The following is a 15,991-nucleotide window of genomic DNA, read 5'->3' as shown; positions in this document are numbered from 1 at the left end:
CGTGGCACTAGGCGAGCTCCAGCCGTACCGCGCACACCTTGAACTCCGGCATCCGTGACGTCGGGTCCAGGGCCGGGTTGGTCAGGGTGTTGGCGCGGCCCTCGCCCGGCCAGTGGAACGGCATGAAGACGGTGTCGGGGCGGATCCCGGTGGTGATGCGGGCCGGTGCCACCGCCCTGCCCCGCCGGGACACGACGGCCACCGGATCGCCCTCGGCCGCCCCGAGCCGCGCCGCGAGACGCGGGTGCAGTTCCACGAACGGGCCGGGCGCCGCGGCGTTCAGCTCGGCCACGCGCCGGGTCTGGGCGCCGGACTGGTACTGGGCGACCACCCGGCCGGTGGTGAGGAGCACCGGGTAGTCGGCGTCCGGCTCCTCGGCGGCGGGCCGGTGCGAGACCGGGACGAACCGGGCCCGGCCGTCCGGCGTGGCGAACCGGTCCAGGAAGAGCCGGGAGGTGCCGGGGTGCTCCGCCGCGGCGGCAGGGCCCTCCTCCGGCGCCGGGCAGGGCCAGAACACCCCGTTCTCCTCGGCCAGCCGCCGGTAGGTGATGCCGGAGTAGTCCGCGATCCCGCCCGCGCTGGCCCGTCGCAGCTCCTCGAAGACCTCCTCGGGATCGGTCGGGAACCCCTTCTCCACGCCCAGCCGTGCCGCCAGCTCGTGCAGGACCTCCAGGTCGCTGCGGACGCCGTCCGGCGGGGTGACCGCCCGGCGGCGCAGCAGCACCCGCCCCTCCAGGTTCGTCGTCGTGCCCGTCTCCTCCGCCCACTGCGTGACCGGCAGGACGACGTCCGCGAGGGCCGCCGTCTCCGACAGGACGACATCGCAGACGGCGAGGAAATCAAGGGACTTGAGGCGTTCCTCGACATGCGCGGCGCGCGGTGCGGACACCACCGGGTTCGACCCCATCAGCAGCAGCGACCGTATGTCGGTGCCCAGCGCGTCCAGCAACTCGTAGGCGCTGCGCCCCGGTCCGGGCAGCGAGTCGGGGTCCACGCCCCATACCCCGGCCACGTGCCGCCGGGCCGCAGGGTCGTCCAGCTTGCGGTAGCCGGGCAACTGGTCGGCCTTCTGGCCGTGTTCGCGGCCGCCCTGCCCGTTGCCCTGCCCGGTCAGGCAGCCGTAGCCGGACAGCGGGCGTCCCGCCCGCCCGGTCGCCAGGACCAGGTTGATCCAGGCGCTCACGGTGTCCGTGCCCTTCGACTGCTGCTCGGGCCCGCGGGCGGTAAGCACCATCGCCGCCTCCGGCTCGCAGAACATCCGCACGCACTCCCGGAGTTGGGGAACGGACACCCCCGTGATCCGTTCCACGTACTCCGGCCAGTGCGCCATCGCCGCGGCCCGCGCGTCCTCCCAGCCCGCCGTCCGCTCCCGGACGTAGGCCTCGTCGACCCGTCCCTCGGCGACGACCAGGTGCAGCAGCCCGAGCGCCAGCGCGAGGTCGGTTCCCGGGCGGGGCGCCAGATGCAGGTCGGCCTGCTCGGCGGTCTTCGTGCGGCGCGGGTCGACGACGATCAACGTGCCGCCGTTCTCCCGCAGTTCGTTGAAGAAGCGGAGCGAGGGAGGCATGGTCTCCGCGAGGTTCGACCCGACCAGGATGACGCACCCGGTCCGCGGGACGTCCTCCAGCGGGAACGGCAGCCCGCGGTCGAGACCGAACGCCCTGATCCCGCCCGCCGCCGCGGACGACATGCAGAACCGCCCGTTGTAGTCGATCTGCGAGGTGCCGAGCACGACCCGGGCGAACTTGCCCAGCGCGTACGCCTTCTCGTTGGTCAGTCCGCCCCCGCCGAACACCCCGAGCGCGTCGGCCCCGTGCTCCGCCCGCACCCTGCCCAGCTCCCCGGCGATCCGGTCGAGCGCCTCCTCCCAGGAGGCCGGTACCAGCGTCCCGCCGGACCGCACCAACGGGGAGGTCAGCCGGACGGCCGCGTCCAGCACCGCCGGCGCCGTACGTCCCTTGCCGCACAACGCGCCCCGGTTCACCGGGAAGTCCGCTCGCTCGACCACCTCGACACCTCCCGTGGGCAGGGGCGACAGGGCCATCCCGCACTGCAGGGCGCAGTACGGGCAGTGGGTGGGCGTCGAGGTGGTCGGCATGCGCCTCAGCGTGCGTCGGCCGTGTTACACGCCGTGCGGTCTCCTGTTACGGCGGTGTGGTGGTGCCCTCCCCGGCGCGGGGGCGCGGTCGTGAGGACGACGCGAGCGGCCGGTGGGACCTCACCTACCTCGCGGCCAGCGCCCGCCGCACCCCCGGCTCCTTCGGCCCGAGGAACCGGGGATCCGGCTCGAACACCGCGTCCAGCGCCGCCTTGCCCGCCGCGAAGATCTCCCGCGTCCCCCCGTAGTACCAGGTCACGTCGTGCTTGTCGGCGACGCCGACGCCGTACGAGTCGACCCCCGCCGCCTCGCACAGCGCGACGGCCCGCCGGATGTGGAAGCCCTGGCTGATCAGGACGGCCCGGTCCACCCCGAAGATCTTCTTGGCGCGCACACAGGAGTCCCAGGTGTCGAAGCCGGCGTAGTCGCTGACGATCCGCGCCTCCGGCACGCCGTGCTTCCTGAGATAGCTCCGCATCGCGTCGGGCTCGTCGTAGTCCTCGCGGCTGTTGTCGCCGGTGACGAGGACGACCTCGATCCGCCCCTCCCGGTACAGCTTCGCCGCCGCGTCGAGCCGGTGCGCCAGATAGGGCGACGGCTCCCCGTCCCACAGGCCCGCCCCGAACACCACGGCCACCTTCGCGCGCGGCGCCTGTGCCGTCGTACCGACGCGGCCCGCCGTGGACACGTACAGCCAGGTGGCCGGAAGCAGCGCGAGCACGCACCCGGCCATCACGGCCTGCACCAGCCGGCGCCGCCCGGCACGGGTGCGCGGCAGCCGCGGTCGACGGATGTTCATGAGCTGCCCCCTGGACCCTGGATCGATCTCCCCTTCGACCGGGGAAGACGCGGGCCACGATGATCCGGTTCGCCCCGCCGCGCACCTCACACCGCCCCCGCCCCGGCGGTGAACCCCCGGAAAAGACTCGTGACGGTCAGGCAACCGGGGTGCAACCTCGTGCCGAGAGGATCGTTGCATGAGCCAGTCCAGCCTCGTCCAGCTCGCCGCCCGCCGGACCCCGGCGGGCGCGCCCGCGCTGGTGGTCGTCGCCCACGGCAGCCGCGACCCGCGTGCCCTGAGCACCGTCCGCGCCCTGCTCGACCGTGTCCGCGAGCAGCGCCCCGGGCTGCCCGTGCACCTCGGTCACATCGAGCTGAACGAGCCCCTGCTCACCGACACCCTGGCCGGCCTGGACGCCCGGGGCACACAGGACGCCGTCCTGGTCCCCCTCCTCCTGGCCCGCGGCTACCACGTCAGGCGCGACATCCCCGAGATGGCGGCGAGCGCCCGGGTACGCACGCGCGTGGCAGCGCCGCTGGGACCGCACCCGCTGCTGGTGGACACCCTGTGCGCGCGTCTGGCCGAGGCGGGCTGGAACACGGCGATGTCCCCGGCCGAGCGCCGCACGAGCGCGGTCGTCCTGGCGGCGGCGGGCTCCCGGGACCCCGACTCGGCGTCGGACACCCGCCGCACCGCACGGCTGCTGGCGGAGCGGCTGGGGGTGCCGGTGGTTCCCGCGTACGCCTCGACGGCGGCCCCGACGGTCCCGGAGGCGGTCCGGGCCCTCCGGGCGAGGGGACGGGACCGGGTGGCGGTGGCGTCCTGCTTCACGGCCCCCGGACGCTTCGCGACGGAGTCCGCGCAGGCGGCCCCCTGGATCGCGTCGGCGCCGCTCGGGACCCACCCCGCGATGGTGGGTCTGCTGCTCCACCGCTACGACCAGGCACGTGCCATGGGCGGTTCCGCCAACGCCGCCTGAAGGGGGCGCCCGCACAACCCGGCACGCCGGCAGCCGCCCGATTGTCACCGCCGCCGCTTACTGTCGAAACATGCCCTATGACCTGCCGTCAGCCGAACGATGGGCCCCCGAGCCCGACAAGCGCCCCGGCCGCACCGCCTTCCAACGGGACCGCGCGCGCGTCCTGCACTCCTCGGCGCTCAGAAGACTCGCGGGCAAGACCCAGGTCGTCACCCCGGGCGAACGCAGCCAGGAGTGGGACGCCACCCCCCGCACCCGTCTCACCCACTCCCTGGAGTGCGCCCAGGTGGGCCGGGAACTCGGCGCGGCCCTCGGCTGCGACCCCGACCTCGTGGAAGCGGCCTGCCTCTCCCACGACCTGGGCCACCCTCCCTTCGGCCACAACGGCGAACAGGCGCTGAACGACTTCGCGCGGGACTGCGGCGGCTTCGAGGGCAACGCCCAGTCGCTGCGCCTCCTCACCCGCATCGAACCGAAGCGCTTCACCGCCGAGGGCTCCGTCGGCCTCAACCTCACCCGCGCCACCCTCGACGCCGCCACCAAGTACCCGTGGCCGCGCGGCGCCCACCCCACGAACCCGGCGTCCCCCAAATTCGGCGTCTACGACGACGACCGCCCCGTCTTCGACTGGGTCCGCAAGGAGGCCCCCGGCACGCGCACGTGCTTCGAGGCACAGGTCATGGACTGGTCGGACGACGTGGCGTACTCGGTGCACGACGTGGAGGACGGCCTGCACGCCGGCCACATCGACCCCGCAAGCCTGCGCGCGGAGCCGGAGCGCGCGGAGGTCTTCCGGGTGGCGATCGGCCGCTACGTCCCCGCGGACACCGACCCGGCCGAACTCGCCGCCGCCCTCGACCGCCTCCAGGCCGAGGAGTGGTGGCCGCACCGCTACGACGGCTCGGCGGTCGCCCAGGCCCGCCTGAAGGACACCACCAGCCAGCTCATCGGCCGCTTCTGCCTGGCCGCCGAGGGCGCCACGCGCGTGAGACACGGCAGCGGGAGCCTCACCCGCTACGGCGCCGAACTCGTCGTACCCGAAGAGGCGCGCCTGGAGTGCGCGGTCCTCAAGGCCGTGGCCGACCTGTACGTCATGCAGCGCGCCGAACAGGAGCGGCTCCGAGCCGACCAGCGCATCGTGATCAGTGAGCTGGCCCAGGCCCTCACCGCCCGCGCGCCCGAGGGACTCGACCCCCAGTTCCGCGCCCTGTTCGACCTGGCCCCCGACGACCGGGCCCGCAAGAGGGTGATCGTCGACCAGATCGCCTCCCTCACCGACGCCTCGGCCCGCTCGCTTCACGCCCGTCTCGCGGGGCACCCGTAGCCCATATCCGTCACGCAAGGGACACAAGTAAACGCAAGTACCCCCAAACAGCCCCGAACGTGACCCAGCGTGGCCTGATCGGGCCACGTCCCCTTCCCCCATCACGCTCCGTGCGGGACGCTCGCATGTGGCGGTCCCGTTAAGAGGAGGCATCACGTGGTCGACGCGGATCAGACATTCGTCATCGTCGGAGGAGGTCTGGCCGGCGCGAAGGCGGCCGAGACGCTGCGAGCGGAGGGCTTCACCGGCCGCGTGATACTGATCTGCGACGAACGCGACCACCCCTACGAGCGGCCGCCGCTCTCCAAGGGCTACCTGCTCGGCAAGGACAGCCGCGAGAGCGTCTTCGTGCACGAGCCCGCCTGGTACGCGCAGAACGACATCGAACTGCACCTCGGCCAGACCGTCGACGCCATCGACCGGACGGCGAAGACGGTCCGCTTCGGCGACGACGGCACCCTCGTCCACTACGACAAACTGCTCCTGGCCACCGGCGCCGAGCCGCGCCGGCTGGACATCCCCGGCACCGACCTCGCGGGCGTCCACCATCTGCGCCGGATCGCGCACGCCGAACGCCTCAAGGGCGTACTGGCCGCCCTCGGCCGTGACAACGGCCACATCGTGATCGCCGGTGCCGGCTGGATCGGCCTGGAGGTGGCGGCGGCGGCCCGCGAGTACGGCGCGGAGGTCACGGTCATCGAGCCGGCCCCGACCCCGCTGCACGGCGTCCTCGGCCCCGAGCTGGGCAACGTCTTCGCCGAGCTGCACCGCGAGCACGGCGTGCGCTTCCACTTCGGCGCCCAGCTCACCGAGATCGTCGGCCAGGACGGCATGGTCCTCGCCGCCCGCACCGACGACGGCGAGGAACACCCCGCCCATGACGTCCTCGCGGCGATCGGCGCGGCCCCGCGGACCGCCCTCGCGGAGGCGGCCGGCCTGGCACTGGCCCAGCGCGCCCACGGCGGGGGCATCGCTGTGGACCACCGGCTGCGCACCTCCGACCCCGACATCCACGCCGCCGGCGACGTCGCGTCCTTCCCGCACGGCCTGTTCGACACCCGGCTGCGCGTGGAGCACTGGGCCAACGCGCTGAACGGCGGCCCGGCGGCGGCCCGCGCGATGCTCGGCCAGGACGTCACCTACGACCGGGTGCCCTACTTCTTCACCGACCAGTACGACCTGGGCATGGAGTACAGCGGCTGGGCGCCGCCCGGGTCGTACGACGAGGTGGTGATCCGGGGCGACGCGGGCAAGCGGGAGTTCGTCGCGTTCTGGGTGAAGGAGGGGAGGGTGCTCGCCGGGATGAACGTGAACGTGTGGGACGTCACAGAGCCGATCCAGAAACTGATCGCCGCCGGAACCCCCGTGGACACGGAGGCACTGGCCGACCCCCACACCCCCCTCGACCGTCTCATCCCGTAGCTGTCGGTCCGCCCCCGTAGAATCACCACGTGGCAGGACGGATCAACGACGAGGACGTGAAGGCGGTTCGGGACGCGGTCCCGATCGACGCCGTCGTGTCCGAGTACCTCCAGCTGCGCGGCGCGGGCGGCGGCAACCTCAAGGGCCTCTGCCCGTTCCACGACGAGAAGTCGCCCTCCTTCCAGGTCAGCCCGAGCAAGGGCCTCTTCCACTGCTTCGGCTGCCAGGAGGGCGGCGACACCATCACGTTCGTGATGAAGGTCGACCACCTCACCTTCTCCGAGGCCGTCGAGCGCCTCGCCGCCCAGGCCGGCATCACCCTGCGCTACGAGGAAGGCGGCTACAACCCCTCCCACCAGCGCGGCGAACGCATCCGCCTGGTCGAGGCCCACAAGATCGCCGCCGACTGGTACGCCGAACAGCTCGCCGTCAGCCCCGAGGCCGACACCGGCCGGATCTTCCTCGCCGAGCGCGGCTTCGACCAGGCCGCCGCCGTCCACTTCGGCGTCGGCTACAGCCCCCAGGGCTGGGACCACCTCACCCGCTTCCTGCGCGGCAAGGGCTTCAGCGACAAGGAACTGCTCCTCTCCGGCCTCGCCCAGGAGGGCCGCCGCGGCCCCATCGACCGCTTCCGGGGCCGTCTGATGTGGCCGATCCGCGACATCGGCGGAGAAGTCGTCGGCTTCGGCGCCCGCAAGCTCTACGAGGCGGACAACGGCCCCAAGTACCTCAACACACCCGACACGGCGATCTACAAGAAGAGCCAGGTGCTGTACGGCATCGACCTGGCGAAGAAGGACATAGCCAAGGCCAGCCGCGCGGTCGTCGTCGAGGGCTACACCGACGTCATGGCCTGCCACCTCGCCGGCGTGACCACGGCCATCGCCACCTGCGGCACGGCCTTCGGCGGCGACCACATCAAGATCCTCCGCCGCCTGCTGATGGACAACGGCAGCGCACGCGTGATCTTCACCTTCGACGGCGACGCGGCCGGCCAGAAAGCGGCCCTGCGCGCCTTCGAGGACGACCAGAAATTCGCCGCCGAGACATACATCGCCATCGCCCCCGACGGCATGGACCCCTGCGACCTGCGCCTCACCAAGGGCGACGAGGCGGTCGCCGACCTGGTCGAACCCCGCACGCCGCTCTTCGAGTTCGCGCTGCGCCAGATCGTCGTCCGCTACGACCTCGACACCCCGGCGGGCCGTGCGGCCGCCCTCGACGAGGCCGCGCCCATCGTCGCCCGCATCAAGAACAGCGGCGCCCAGCACGAGGTCGCCGTCCAGCTCGCCGGCATGCTCGGCATCCTCGACACCCAGTTCGTGGTCAAGCGGGTCGCCCAGCTCGCCCGTTGGGCCCGCGACCGGGGCGGCAAGGGTCCGGCGCCGGCCGGCCGCGGCGGCCCCCAGCAGTACGACGCCGCCCCCCGCCCCGCCACCGCGGGCCCCGCCCTGACCCTGCGCAACCCCGTCTACGCCACCGAGCGCGAACTGCTGAAACTCGCCCTGCAACGCCCCGAGCTGGTCTCCCCGGCCTTCGACGCGTACGGCATCGACGAGTTCACCGCCGCCCCCTACGCCGCCGTGCGCCAGGCGGTCCAGGACGCGGGCGGCGCCGAGTGGGGCGTACAGGACGGACAGGACTACCTGGTCCGGGTCCGCGAGGCCGCCCCCGACGACACGGTCCGCGCCATGGTCACCGAACTCGCCGTCGAGCCGATCATGCGCAGGACGGTCGACGAGATCTACGCGGGTGTGCAGCTGGTGGCGGTCCGTCGCCGGGCCGTGGAGCGCCGCGTCCGGGACGTCCAGTCCCAGCTGGCCCGCCTCTCCGCCGGCGGCGACCCGGCCCAACTGGCCGCCGTGCAGAACGAGCTGTGGGTCCTCCAGCAGTACGACCAGGCCCTGCGGGAGCACGGCGCCACAGCTCTCTGAACAGCTGGTTACGGGCCGGACTCAAAAAGTCACCGCACGCCCCTCGTGGCGACGATGTGTCTTACTCCACACTGGGTCCGGTGCCTGAGTCCTCGGAGCGGCCCCCGGAGCACCGCTGCCGCTCACCTCAGCAGCGATCATCCTGGAGGTCGCCCCCGTGCAGACCCAGACTCTGACGCAGACCGACCGCACGACCGACAGCACCACCACCGACGGTACGGATCAGGACGCCGAGACCGACGTCCTGGCGGCGGTCCCGCCGCAGAACCGTGCCGCGCACCACCCGGAGACGGAGGCCGAACCGCCCGCCGAGGCCCTGGAAGAGGCCCCGGAAGAGGCCCCGGAAGAGGCCCCGGAGCCCGTCGAGACGCGCCCGGCCAAGGCGGCCGACAACAGCGGCCCCTCCTCGGACCTGTTCCGCCAGTACCTGCGGGAGATCGGCCGGATCCCGCTGCTCACCGCGGTCGAGGAGGTCGAACTCGCCCGCCGCGTGGAAGCCGGCCTGTTCGCCGAGGAGAAGCTCCTCAACACCCCCGACCTGGACAGCGAGCTGGCCCTCGACCTGGACCGGCTGGTCGTCATGGGCCGGATGGCCAAGCGCCGCCTCATCGAGGCGAACCTCAGGCTGGTGGTCTCCGTCGCCAAACGGTACGTCGGACGCGGGCTGACCATGCTCGACCTCGTGCAGGAGGGCAACCTCGGGCTGATCCGGGCCGTCGAGAAGTTCGACTACGCCCGCGGCTACAAGTTCTCCACCTACGCGACCTGGTGGATCCGCCAGGCCATGTCCCGCGCCCTCGCCGACCAGGCCCGCACCATCCGCGTCCCGGTCCACGTCGTCGAACTCATCAACCGGGTCGTCCGCGTCCAGCGCCGGATGCTCCAGGAACGCGGCTACGAACCGACCCCCGACGAGGTCGCCGGCCAGCTGGACCTGCCCCCGGAACGGGTCGGCGAAGTGCTGCGGCTGGCCCAGGAACCCGTCTCCCTGCACGCCCCGGTGGGCGAGGAGGACGACGTGGCCCTCGGCGACCTCATCGAGGACGGCGACGCGGCGAGCCCGGTGGAGTCGGCGGCGTTCCTGCTGCTGCGCGAGCACCTGGAGGCCGTGCTCTCCACCCTGGGCGAACGCGAGCGGAAGGTCGTCCAACTGCGCTACGGCCTCGCCGACGGCCGCCCGCGCACCCTCGAGGAGATCGGCCGCATCTTCGGCGTGACGCGCGAACGGATACGCCAGATCGAGTCCAAGACCCTCGGCAAACTCAGGGACCACGCGTTCGCGGACCAGCTGAGGGGCTACCTGGACTGAGCCCCGACCGGGAAGGGGCCGCTCCCCGATGCGAGCGGCCCCCGTACTGCAGCGTGCGTCGAAAGTCCCGCCTGCCCACGCCCTAGTCGACCTCGGCCACCGCCTGCGCGAACTGCGCCTTGTACAGCCGCGCATACGCCCCGCCGGACTCCAGCAGCTCGGTGTGCGCGCCCTGCTCCACGATCGACCCGTTCTCCATGACGAGAATCGTGTCCGCGTCCCGGATCGTCGACAGCCGGTGCGCGATGACGAACGACGTACGCCCGTGCGCGAGCTTCGCCATCGCCTTCTGGATCAGCACCTCGGTCCGGGTGTCCACGGAGCTGGTCGCCTCGTCGAGCACCAGGATCACCGGGTCGGACAGGAACGCCCGCGCGATGGTGATCAGCTGCTTCTCACCGGCGCTGACCCCGCTGCCCTCGTCGTCGATCACGGTGTCGTAGCCCTCGGGCAGGGTACGGACGAAGCGGTCCGCGTGGGCCGCCCGCGCCGCCTCCTCGATCTCGCCCCGGGTGACCTCCCGGGACGCGCCGTACGCGATGTTCTCCGCGATGGTGCCCCCGAACAGCCAGGTGTCCTGCAGCACCATGCCGATCCCGGCGCGCAGCTCGTCCCGGGACATGCGCGCGATGTCCACGCCGTCCAGGGTGATACGCCCGCCGGAGACGTCGTAGAACCGCATGAGCAGGTTCACCAGCGTCGTCTTGCCCGCCCCCGTCGGGCCGACGATCGCGACCGTGTGGCCCGGTTCCACCGCCAGGCTCAGGTCCTCGATCAGCGGCTTCTCGGGGTCGTAGCGGAACGACACGTGCTCCAGCGCGACCCGCCCGCGCAGCTCCTCCGGCCTGACGCCCGCCGCCGGATCCGCCTCCTGCTCCTCCGCGTCCAGGAGTTCGAAGATCCGCTCGGCCGAGGCGACGCCCGACTGCACCAGGTTCGCCATCGACGCGACCTGCGTCAGCGGCATCGAGAACTGGCGGGAGTACTGGATGAAGGCCTGCACGTCACCGATGGACAGGGCGCCCGACGCGACCCGCAGGCCGCCGACCACCGCCACCAGCACGTAGTTGATGTTCGACACGAAGAGCATCAGCGGCTGCATGATCCCGCTGTTGAACTGCGCCTTGAACCCGGCCTCGTACAGTGCCTCGTTCTGCTCGGCGAACAGCGCGGCCGACTCCTTCTGGCGGCCGAACACCTTCACCAGCGTGTGGCCGGTGTACATCTCCTCGATGTGGGCGTTCAGCTTGCCGGTGGAGCGCCACTGCTGCACGAAGTGCGGCTGCGACCGCTTGCCGACGCGCGTGGCGACGACGAACGACAGCGGCACGGTGACGAGCGCGACCAGGGCGAGCAGCCAGGAGACGTAGAACATCATCGCGAGCACGCCGATGATCGTCAGCAGCGAGTTGACGAGCTGGCCCATCGACTGCTGGAGGGTCTGCCCGATGTTGTCGATGTCGTTCGTGGCACGGGACAGCACCTCGCCGCGCCGGCTCTTGTCGAAGTACGACAGCGGCAGCCGCGACAGCTTCGTCTGCACGTCCTCGCGCATCCGGAACATCGTGCGGTTGACGGCCCGGTTGACCATCCGCGTCGCCACCGCCATCAGCAGACCGGCGACGAGGAACACCCCGAGCGCGAACAGCAGGACCTCGCCGACCTGGTCGAAGTCGATGCCCTTGCCCGGCGTGAAGTCGGTGCTCTTCAGCATGTCCGCGACGCTGCCCTTGCCGTCGTCGCGCATCGACTGGAGCACCTGCTCCTTGCTGGCGCCGGACGGCATCTCGCGGCCGATGATGCCCGCGAAGACCAGGTCGGTGGCCTTGCCGAGGATCTTCGGCCCGACCACGTTCAGGCCGACGCTGAGGACCACGCAGACCAGCATCACGCAGAGGGTGAACCGCTCCGGCTTGAAGTGGGAGAGCAGCCGCCTGCCGGACACCTTGAAGTCCAGCGAGCGGTTGTCGGGACCGGTGCCCGCCATCATGCGTCCCATGGGCCCGGCCATCAGGCGGCCTCCGCTTCCGTCAGCTGGGAGAGCACGATCTCCCGGTAGGTCTCGTTGTCGGCCATCAGCTCGCGGTGCGTACCGGTGCCGACGACGCGGCCCTCGTCGAGGACGACGATCCGGTCGGCCTCGCGGATGGTCGCCACCCGCTGGGCGACGATCACCACGGTCGCCTCCGAGGTCTCCTGTCCGAGTGCCGCCCGCAGGGCCGCGTCGGTGGCGTAGTCGAGCGCGGAGAAGGAGTCGTCGAAGAGGTAGATCTCCGGCCGCTGCACGAGCGTACGGGCGATCGCGAGGCGCTGGCGCTGACCGCCCGAGACGTTCGTCCCGCCCTGCGCGATGGGGGAGTCGAGGCCGTTCTCCAGCTTGCTCACGAAGTCCTTGGCCTGCGCCACCTCCAGCGCGTGCCACAACTCCTCGTCCGTGGCGTCCGGGTTGCCGTAGCGCAGGTTGGTCGCGACCGTGCCCGCGAAGAGATACGGCTTCTGCGGCACGAGCCCGACGGTCCTGGCGAGGACGACGGGGTCGACGTCCGCGACCGCCACCCCGTCGACCAGGACCTCCCCGTCGGTCGCGTCGAACAGCCGGGGGACGAGGCCGAGCAGAGTGGACTTGCCGCTGCCGGTCGAGCCGATGACGGCGGTCGTCTCACCGGGCCGTGCCACGAGGTCGATGGCCTTGAGGACGGGCTCCTCGGCACCGGGATAGCGGAAGCCCGCCGCCCGGATCTCCAGATGCCCGTGCCGCCGCAGCTCCGTGACCGGGGCCACCGGCGGAACCACGGACGAGGAGGTGTCCAGCACCTCCTGGATGCGCTCGGCGCACACCTCCGCGCGCGGCACCATCATGAACATGAAGGTGGCCATCATCACGGACATGACGATCTGCATGAGGTAGGCGAGGAACGCGGTCAGATCACCGATCTGCATCTGGCCGCTGTCGATCCGGTGGGCACCGAACCAGACCACCGCGATCGACGACAGGTTCACCGTGGTCATGACCACCGGGAACATCAGCGCCAGCAGATTGCCGGTCTTCAGAGAGATGTCGGTCAGGTCGGTGTTGGCCTTCCTGAAACGCCCCTGCTCGTACTCGTCGCGGACGAAGGCACGGATGACCCGGTTGCCGGTGATCTGCTCGCGCAGCACCCGGTTGACGGTGTCCAGCCGCACCTGCATCGACCGGAACAGCGGCCGCAGCCGCAGCACGATCAGCGTCACGCAGATGCCCAGCACCGGCACGACGGCGACCAGCACCCCCGACAGCGGCACGTCCAGACCGAGCGCCAGCACGATGCCGCCCACACACATGATCGGCGCAGAGGCCATCAGGGTGAACGCCATCAGAGCCAGCATCTGGATCTGCTGGACGTCGTTCGTGGTCCGGGTGATCAGCGAGGGCGCGCCGAACTGGCCGACCTCGCGCGCGGAGAAGGACTGCACCTGGTCGAAGACGCCGGCCCGTATGTCCCGGCCGAGCAGGGAGGCGGTCCGGGCGCCGTAATACACGGCACCGATGTTGCACACCACCTGCGCGAGCGAGATACCGATCATCACGCCGCCGTACGACAGGATGTAACCGGTGTCCCCTTCGACGACGCCCTTGTCGATGATGTGCGCGTTCATGGTGGGCAGGTAGAGGGTGGCGCAGGTCTGCAGGAACTGCAGCAGCACCAGCAGGGTCAGAGGTTTCTTGTAGGGCCTGAGATAGGTCCGCAGAAGTCGTATGAGCACGCTACGTCTCTCGGATCGGCGGGTAGGGGGCATTGGTTGCCCCTGGCCCCTATCGTCGGACACTCCACCCGCGTTACCTCAACCGATTAAGCCGAGAGCGTTGTGCTATGCGCTCGGACGGGTACGACCGGGGACCGCGGCCTATACCCGGAACGCCCCGGGATGCGTCTGCTCCCGCACCGACACGTACTGCTGCCGCACCGCCTGCCCCACGGCCAGCTCCTCGCCCGGATCCAGCACCTGCGCCGCCGCCCCCTGCCATGCGGGCGGATTCCGCGGGTCGAGCGTGCCCTGCTTCGCCCCGAGCGCCCAGGCCGCCTGCCGGGCCGCCCCGATCGCCGCGTAGTCCGCCGGCTGCGGCACGACGACCTGCGCGCCGAAGAGCGAGGGCGCCGCCGCCTGCACCGCGGGCAGCTCGGCGGCGGCCCCCAGCAGGAAGATCCGCCGTACGTCCACGCCCCGGCCGCGCAGCACGTCGAGCGCGTCCGCGAGCCCGCACAGCATGCCCTCGAAGGCGGCCCGCGCGAAATGCTCGGGCTTCATCGACTCCCGCCGCAGCCCGGCGAGCGTACCGGCGGTGTGCGGCAGATTCGGCGTCCGCTCACCCTCCAGGTACGGCAGCATCACCAGCCCGTGCGAGCCGGGAGTCGACTTCATCGCCAGGTCGGACAGCGCCTCCAGGTCGGACGCGCCGAGCAGGTCGACGGCGCCGCGCAGGGTCCGTACGGCGTTCAGGGTGGTGACGACCGGCAGGTGCATGCCGGTGGCGTCGGCGAGCGAGGTGATCATCCCGCTCTGGTCGATGAGGGCCTCGTGATGGACGGCCATCACGGATCCGGAGGCCCCGAGCGACACGACGGCGTCGCCGAGCCCGATCCCGAGCCCCAGCGCCGCGGCCATGGTCTCGCCGGTCCCGGCGGAGATCAGCAGCCCCTCCGGCGTCGTACCGGCCGCCTCGGACGGCCCGATCACGTCGGGCAGCATGGCCTGGTGGCCGAGGGCGAGCTCGACGAGGTCGGGCCGGTACCCGCCGGTGGCGGCCGACCAGTACCCCGTCCCGGACGCTCCACCCCGGTCCGTGGTCCTTCTCACCGGCCGCCCGAGCAACTGCCACACCAGCCAGTCGTGGGCCTGCATCAGCACGGAGGTCCGCAAGCCCGCCTCGGGCTCGTTCTTGGCGAGCCACCTCAGCTTGGTCACCGGCTGGGCGGCCTGCGGCACACACCCCACCGCCTGCGCCCAGGCCTCCCGCCCGCCGAGCGCGTCGATCAGGTCGGCCGCCGCGACCTGCGCGCGCTTGTCGCCGCCGACCATGGCCGGGCGCACGGTGTTGCCCTGCGCGTCCAGCGGTACGAGCGCGTTCTGCTGCGAGGACACACCGATGGCCTGCACGCCCTCTAGCAGCCCGCCGCCGGCCGCCTCCCCGAGGGACAGCAGCCAGGCCTGAGGATCGACGTCGGAAGGGCGCCCACCCTCGGGACTCTCCAACGGATGCGGCGCATACCCCTGCCTGAGCACGGCTCCGGTGTCCGCGTCACAGACGACGATACGAGTGAAATCGGGCGAACTGTCCAGCCCGGCGACTATCCCCATACCGAAAATTCTGCCGCACGCGCCGCTGGAGTTGCGCCGTGGAGCCCGTACGAGCGGGGCGGCCCGGCGCGCGCGGGCGCGTTGTGGCTGGTCGCGCCCGCGCGACGGAGCCGCAGATCGATACGCCCGCGCCCCCTCGGGCGGCGGGGATCGCCGTGGAAGGGCGCCGTCAGGTGGTGCTGGAGCCCCAGTCGTCCTCCGCGCCGTTGTGGGTGCTGCGGTCGCGCAGGGAACGGACGCGGCCGGCCACCGACTCGGGCATACGGTCGCCCACCTTGTCGCTCACCACGTGGTACGCCTTGCCGGCGTACTGGCGGCCCTGCTGGGCGGCCGTCTCGGCGGTGTTGCGGACCGCCGGGTTCTGGGCGATCTGACGAGCGGACTTCTTCAGCTGCTCGTAACGCTCGCGCCCGGCCCGCGTGCCCAGCACGTAACCGACGGCGAGCCCGACGACGAACGTCAGCTTGTAGCGCATGGCAGCCACCCTCTCCTTGCGTAGGTCCCTGGTACGGCAGCGGCGCCGGGGGGAACCGATTGGCGGAGCACCCCCCTGCTTGCGCTAATGTATGTGTCGCAGCGAGCGTCCGCCCTCTGGCGAATACCCAGGCAGGTACGTTCGATGCAACGAGGCATTCCTCCGTAGCTCAATTGGCAGAGCAGCCGGCTGTTAACCGGCAGGTTACTGGTTCGAGTCCAGTCGGGGGAGCTCGGTCCTCCGTAGCTCAATTGGCAGAGCAGCCGGCTGTTAACCGGCAGGTTACTGGTTCGAGTCCAGTCGGGGGAGCTCGGTCCTCCGTAGCTCAATTG

At 71.6% G+C, this 15,991-nt stretch carries 11 protein-coding genes and 3 tRNA genes (1 of these 14 only partly in view); 8 read left to right on the top strand and 6 right to left on the bottom strand.

What is annotated here, in order from left to right; all coding sequences use genetic code 11:
* Positions 1-7: 7 nt before the first annotated feature.
* On the bottom strand, positions 8-2,098 hold the full coding sequence (locus ABT057_RS22805; protein ID WP_352345222.1) for a molybdopterin oxidoreductase family protein: 2,091 nt from the start codon (positions 2,096-2,098) through the stop codon (positions 8-10).
* Between the two features lie 124 nt (positions 2,099-2,222).
* Entirely contained in the window at positions 2,223-2,897 is a 675-nt protein-coding gene (locus ABT057_RS22800) for a SanA/YdcF family protein (protein WP_352345220.1), read from the bottom strand.
* A 178-nt stretch (positions 2,898-3,075) separates the two neighbouring features.
* On the opposite strand from ABT057_RS22800, the gene ABT057_RS22795 reads away from it, so the two are divergent.
* The 5 genes from ABT057_RS22795 (at position 3,076) to ABT057_RS22775 (ending at position 9,847) form a co-directional block, all read left to right on the top strand.
* A complete protein-coding gene (locus ABT057_RS22795; protein WP_352345218.1) occupies positions 3,076-3,858 on the top strand; it encodes a sirohydrochlorin chelatase in 783 nt (260 codons plus the stop codon).
* Positions 3,859-3,928: 70 nt separating this feature from the next.
* Positions 3,929-5,182, top strand: coding sequence for a deoxyguanosinetriphosphate triphosphohydrolase (locus tag ABT057_RS22790; protein WP_352345216.1), 1,254 nt, complete (start codon positions 3,929-3,931; stop codon positions 5,180-5,182).
* 156 nt (positions 5,183-5,338) lie between these two features.
* Complete coding sequence (locus tag ABT057_RS22785) at positions 5,339-6,604, top strand: NAD(P)/FAD-dependent oxidoreductase (protein ID WP_352345214.1); 1,266 nt, start codon at positions 5,339-5,341, stop codon at positions 6,602-6,604.
* Positions 6,605-6,633: 29 nt separating this feature from the next.
* A complete protein-coding gene (gene dnaG / locus ABT057_RS22780) occupies positions 6,634-8,538 on the top strand; it encodes a DNA primase (RefSeq protein ID WP_352345212.1) in 1,905 nt (634 codons plus the stop codon).
* A 115-nt stretch (positions 8,539-8,653) separates the two neighbouring features.
* Positions 8,654-9,847, top strand: coding sequence for an RNA polymerase sigma factor (locus ABT057_RS22775; RefSeq protein WP_352345380.1), 1,194 nt, complete (start codon positions 8,654-8,656; stop codon positions 9,845-9,847).
* A gap of 82 nt (positions 9,848-9,929) precedes the next feature.
* Here ABT057_RS22775 and ABT057_RS22770 read toward each other — a convergent pair whose 3' ends face one another.
* The 4 genes from ABT057_RS22770 to ABT057_RS22755 all read right to left on the bottom strand — a co-directional run bounded on the left by ABT057_RS22770 (position 9,930) and on the right by ABT057_RS22755 (position 15,659).
* Entirely contained in the window at positions 9,930-11,858 is a 1,929-nt protein-coding gene (locus ABT057_RS22770; protein WP_352345210.1) for an ABC transporter ATP-binding protein, read from the bottom strand.
* The gene (locus ABT057_RS22765) at positions 11,858-13,591 is read right to left on the bottom strand and encodes an ABC transporter ATP-binding protein (protein WP_352345208.1); all 1,734 of its coding nucleotides are present in this window, start codon (positions 13,589-13,591) and stop codon (positions 11,858-11,860) included. Before ABT057_RS22765 ends, ABT057_RS22770 begins: the two co-directional genes overlap by 1 nt.
* A 141-nt stretch (positions 13,592-13,732) precedes the next feature.
* On the bottom strand, positions 13,733-15,184 hold the full coding sequence (locus ABT057_RS22760) for an FGGY family carbohydrate kinase (protein ID WP_352345206.1): 1,452 nt from the start codon (positions 15,182-15,184) through the stop codon (positions 13,733-13,735).
* Positions 15,185-15,353: 169 nt separating this feature from the next.
* Positions 15,354-15,659 (bottom strand): YtxH domain-containing protein, encoded by a 306-nt coding sequence (locus ABT057_RS22755; protein ID WP_352345204.1) that lies wholly within the window; start codon positions 15,657-15,659, stop codon positions 15,354-15,356.
* A gap of 158 nt (positions 15,660-15,817) precedes the next feature.
* On the opposite strand from ABT057_RS22755, the gene ABT057_RS22750 reads away from it, so the two are divergent.
* The 3 genes from ABT057_RS22750 to ABT057_RS22740 form a co-directional block, all read left to right on the top strand.
* A tRNA-Asn gene (locus tag ABT057_RS22750) sits at positions 15,818-15,890 on the top strand.
* A 5-nt stretch (positions 15,891-15,895) separates the two neighbouring features.
* Positions 15,896-15,968, top strand: a tRNA-Asn gene (locus tag ABT057_RS22745).
* Positions 15,969-15,973: 5 nt separating this feature from the next.
* Positions 15,974-15,991: transfer RNA gene (locus tag ABT057_RS22740), tRNA-Asn, on the top strand (it continues 155 nt past the right edge of the window).

Origin of the sequence: Streptomyces sp. NPDC002588 (genome assembly GCF_040295925.1) — a bacterium.
In the GTDB taxonomy this organism is placed as follows: Bacteria; Actinomycetota; Actinomycetes; order Streptomycetales; family Streptomycetaceae; genus Streptomyces.
The sequence above is the reverse complement of the archived record's forward strand: the minus strand, read 5'-3'. Positions and strand labels throughout refer to the sequence as shown.

Excerpts from the sequence above, each read along its gene's own strand:
- ABT057_RS22805 (WP_352345222.1), bottom strand. The coding sequence starts at position 2,098 with ATGCCGACCACCTCGACGCCCACCCACTGCCCGTACTGCGCCCTGCAG.
- ABT057_RS22800 (WP_352345220.1), bottom strand. The coding sequence starts at position 2,897 with ATGAACATCCGTCGACCGCGGCTGCCGCGCACCCGTGCCGGGCGGCGC.
- ABT057_RS22795 (WP_352345218.1), top strand. The coding sequence starts at position 3,076 with ATGAGCCAGTCCAGCCTCGTCCAGCTCGCCGCCCGCCGGACCCCGGCG.
- ABT057_RS22790 (WP_352345216.1), top strand. The coding sequence starts at position 3,929 with ATGCCCTATGACCTGCCGTCAGCCGAACGATGGGCCCCCGAGCCCGAC.
- ABT057_RS22770 (WP_352345210.1), bottom strand. The coding sequence starts at position 11,858 with ATGGCCGGGCCCATGGGACGCATGATGGCGGGCACCGGTCCCGACAAC.
- ABT057_RS22760 (WP_352345206.1), bottom strand. The coding sequence starts at position 15,184 with ATGGGGATAGTCGCCGGGCTGGACAGTTCGCCCGATTTCACTCGTATC.
- ABT057_RS22755 (WP_352345204.1), bottom strand. The coding sequence starts at position 15,659 with ATGCGCTACAAGCTGACGTTCGTCGTCGGGCTCGCCGTCGGTTACGTG.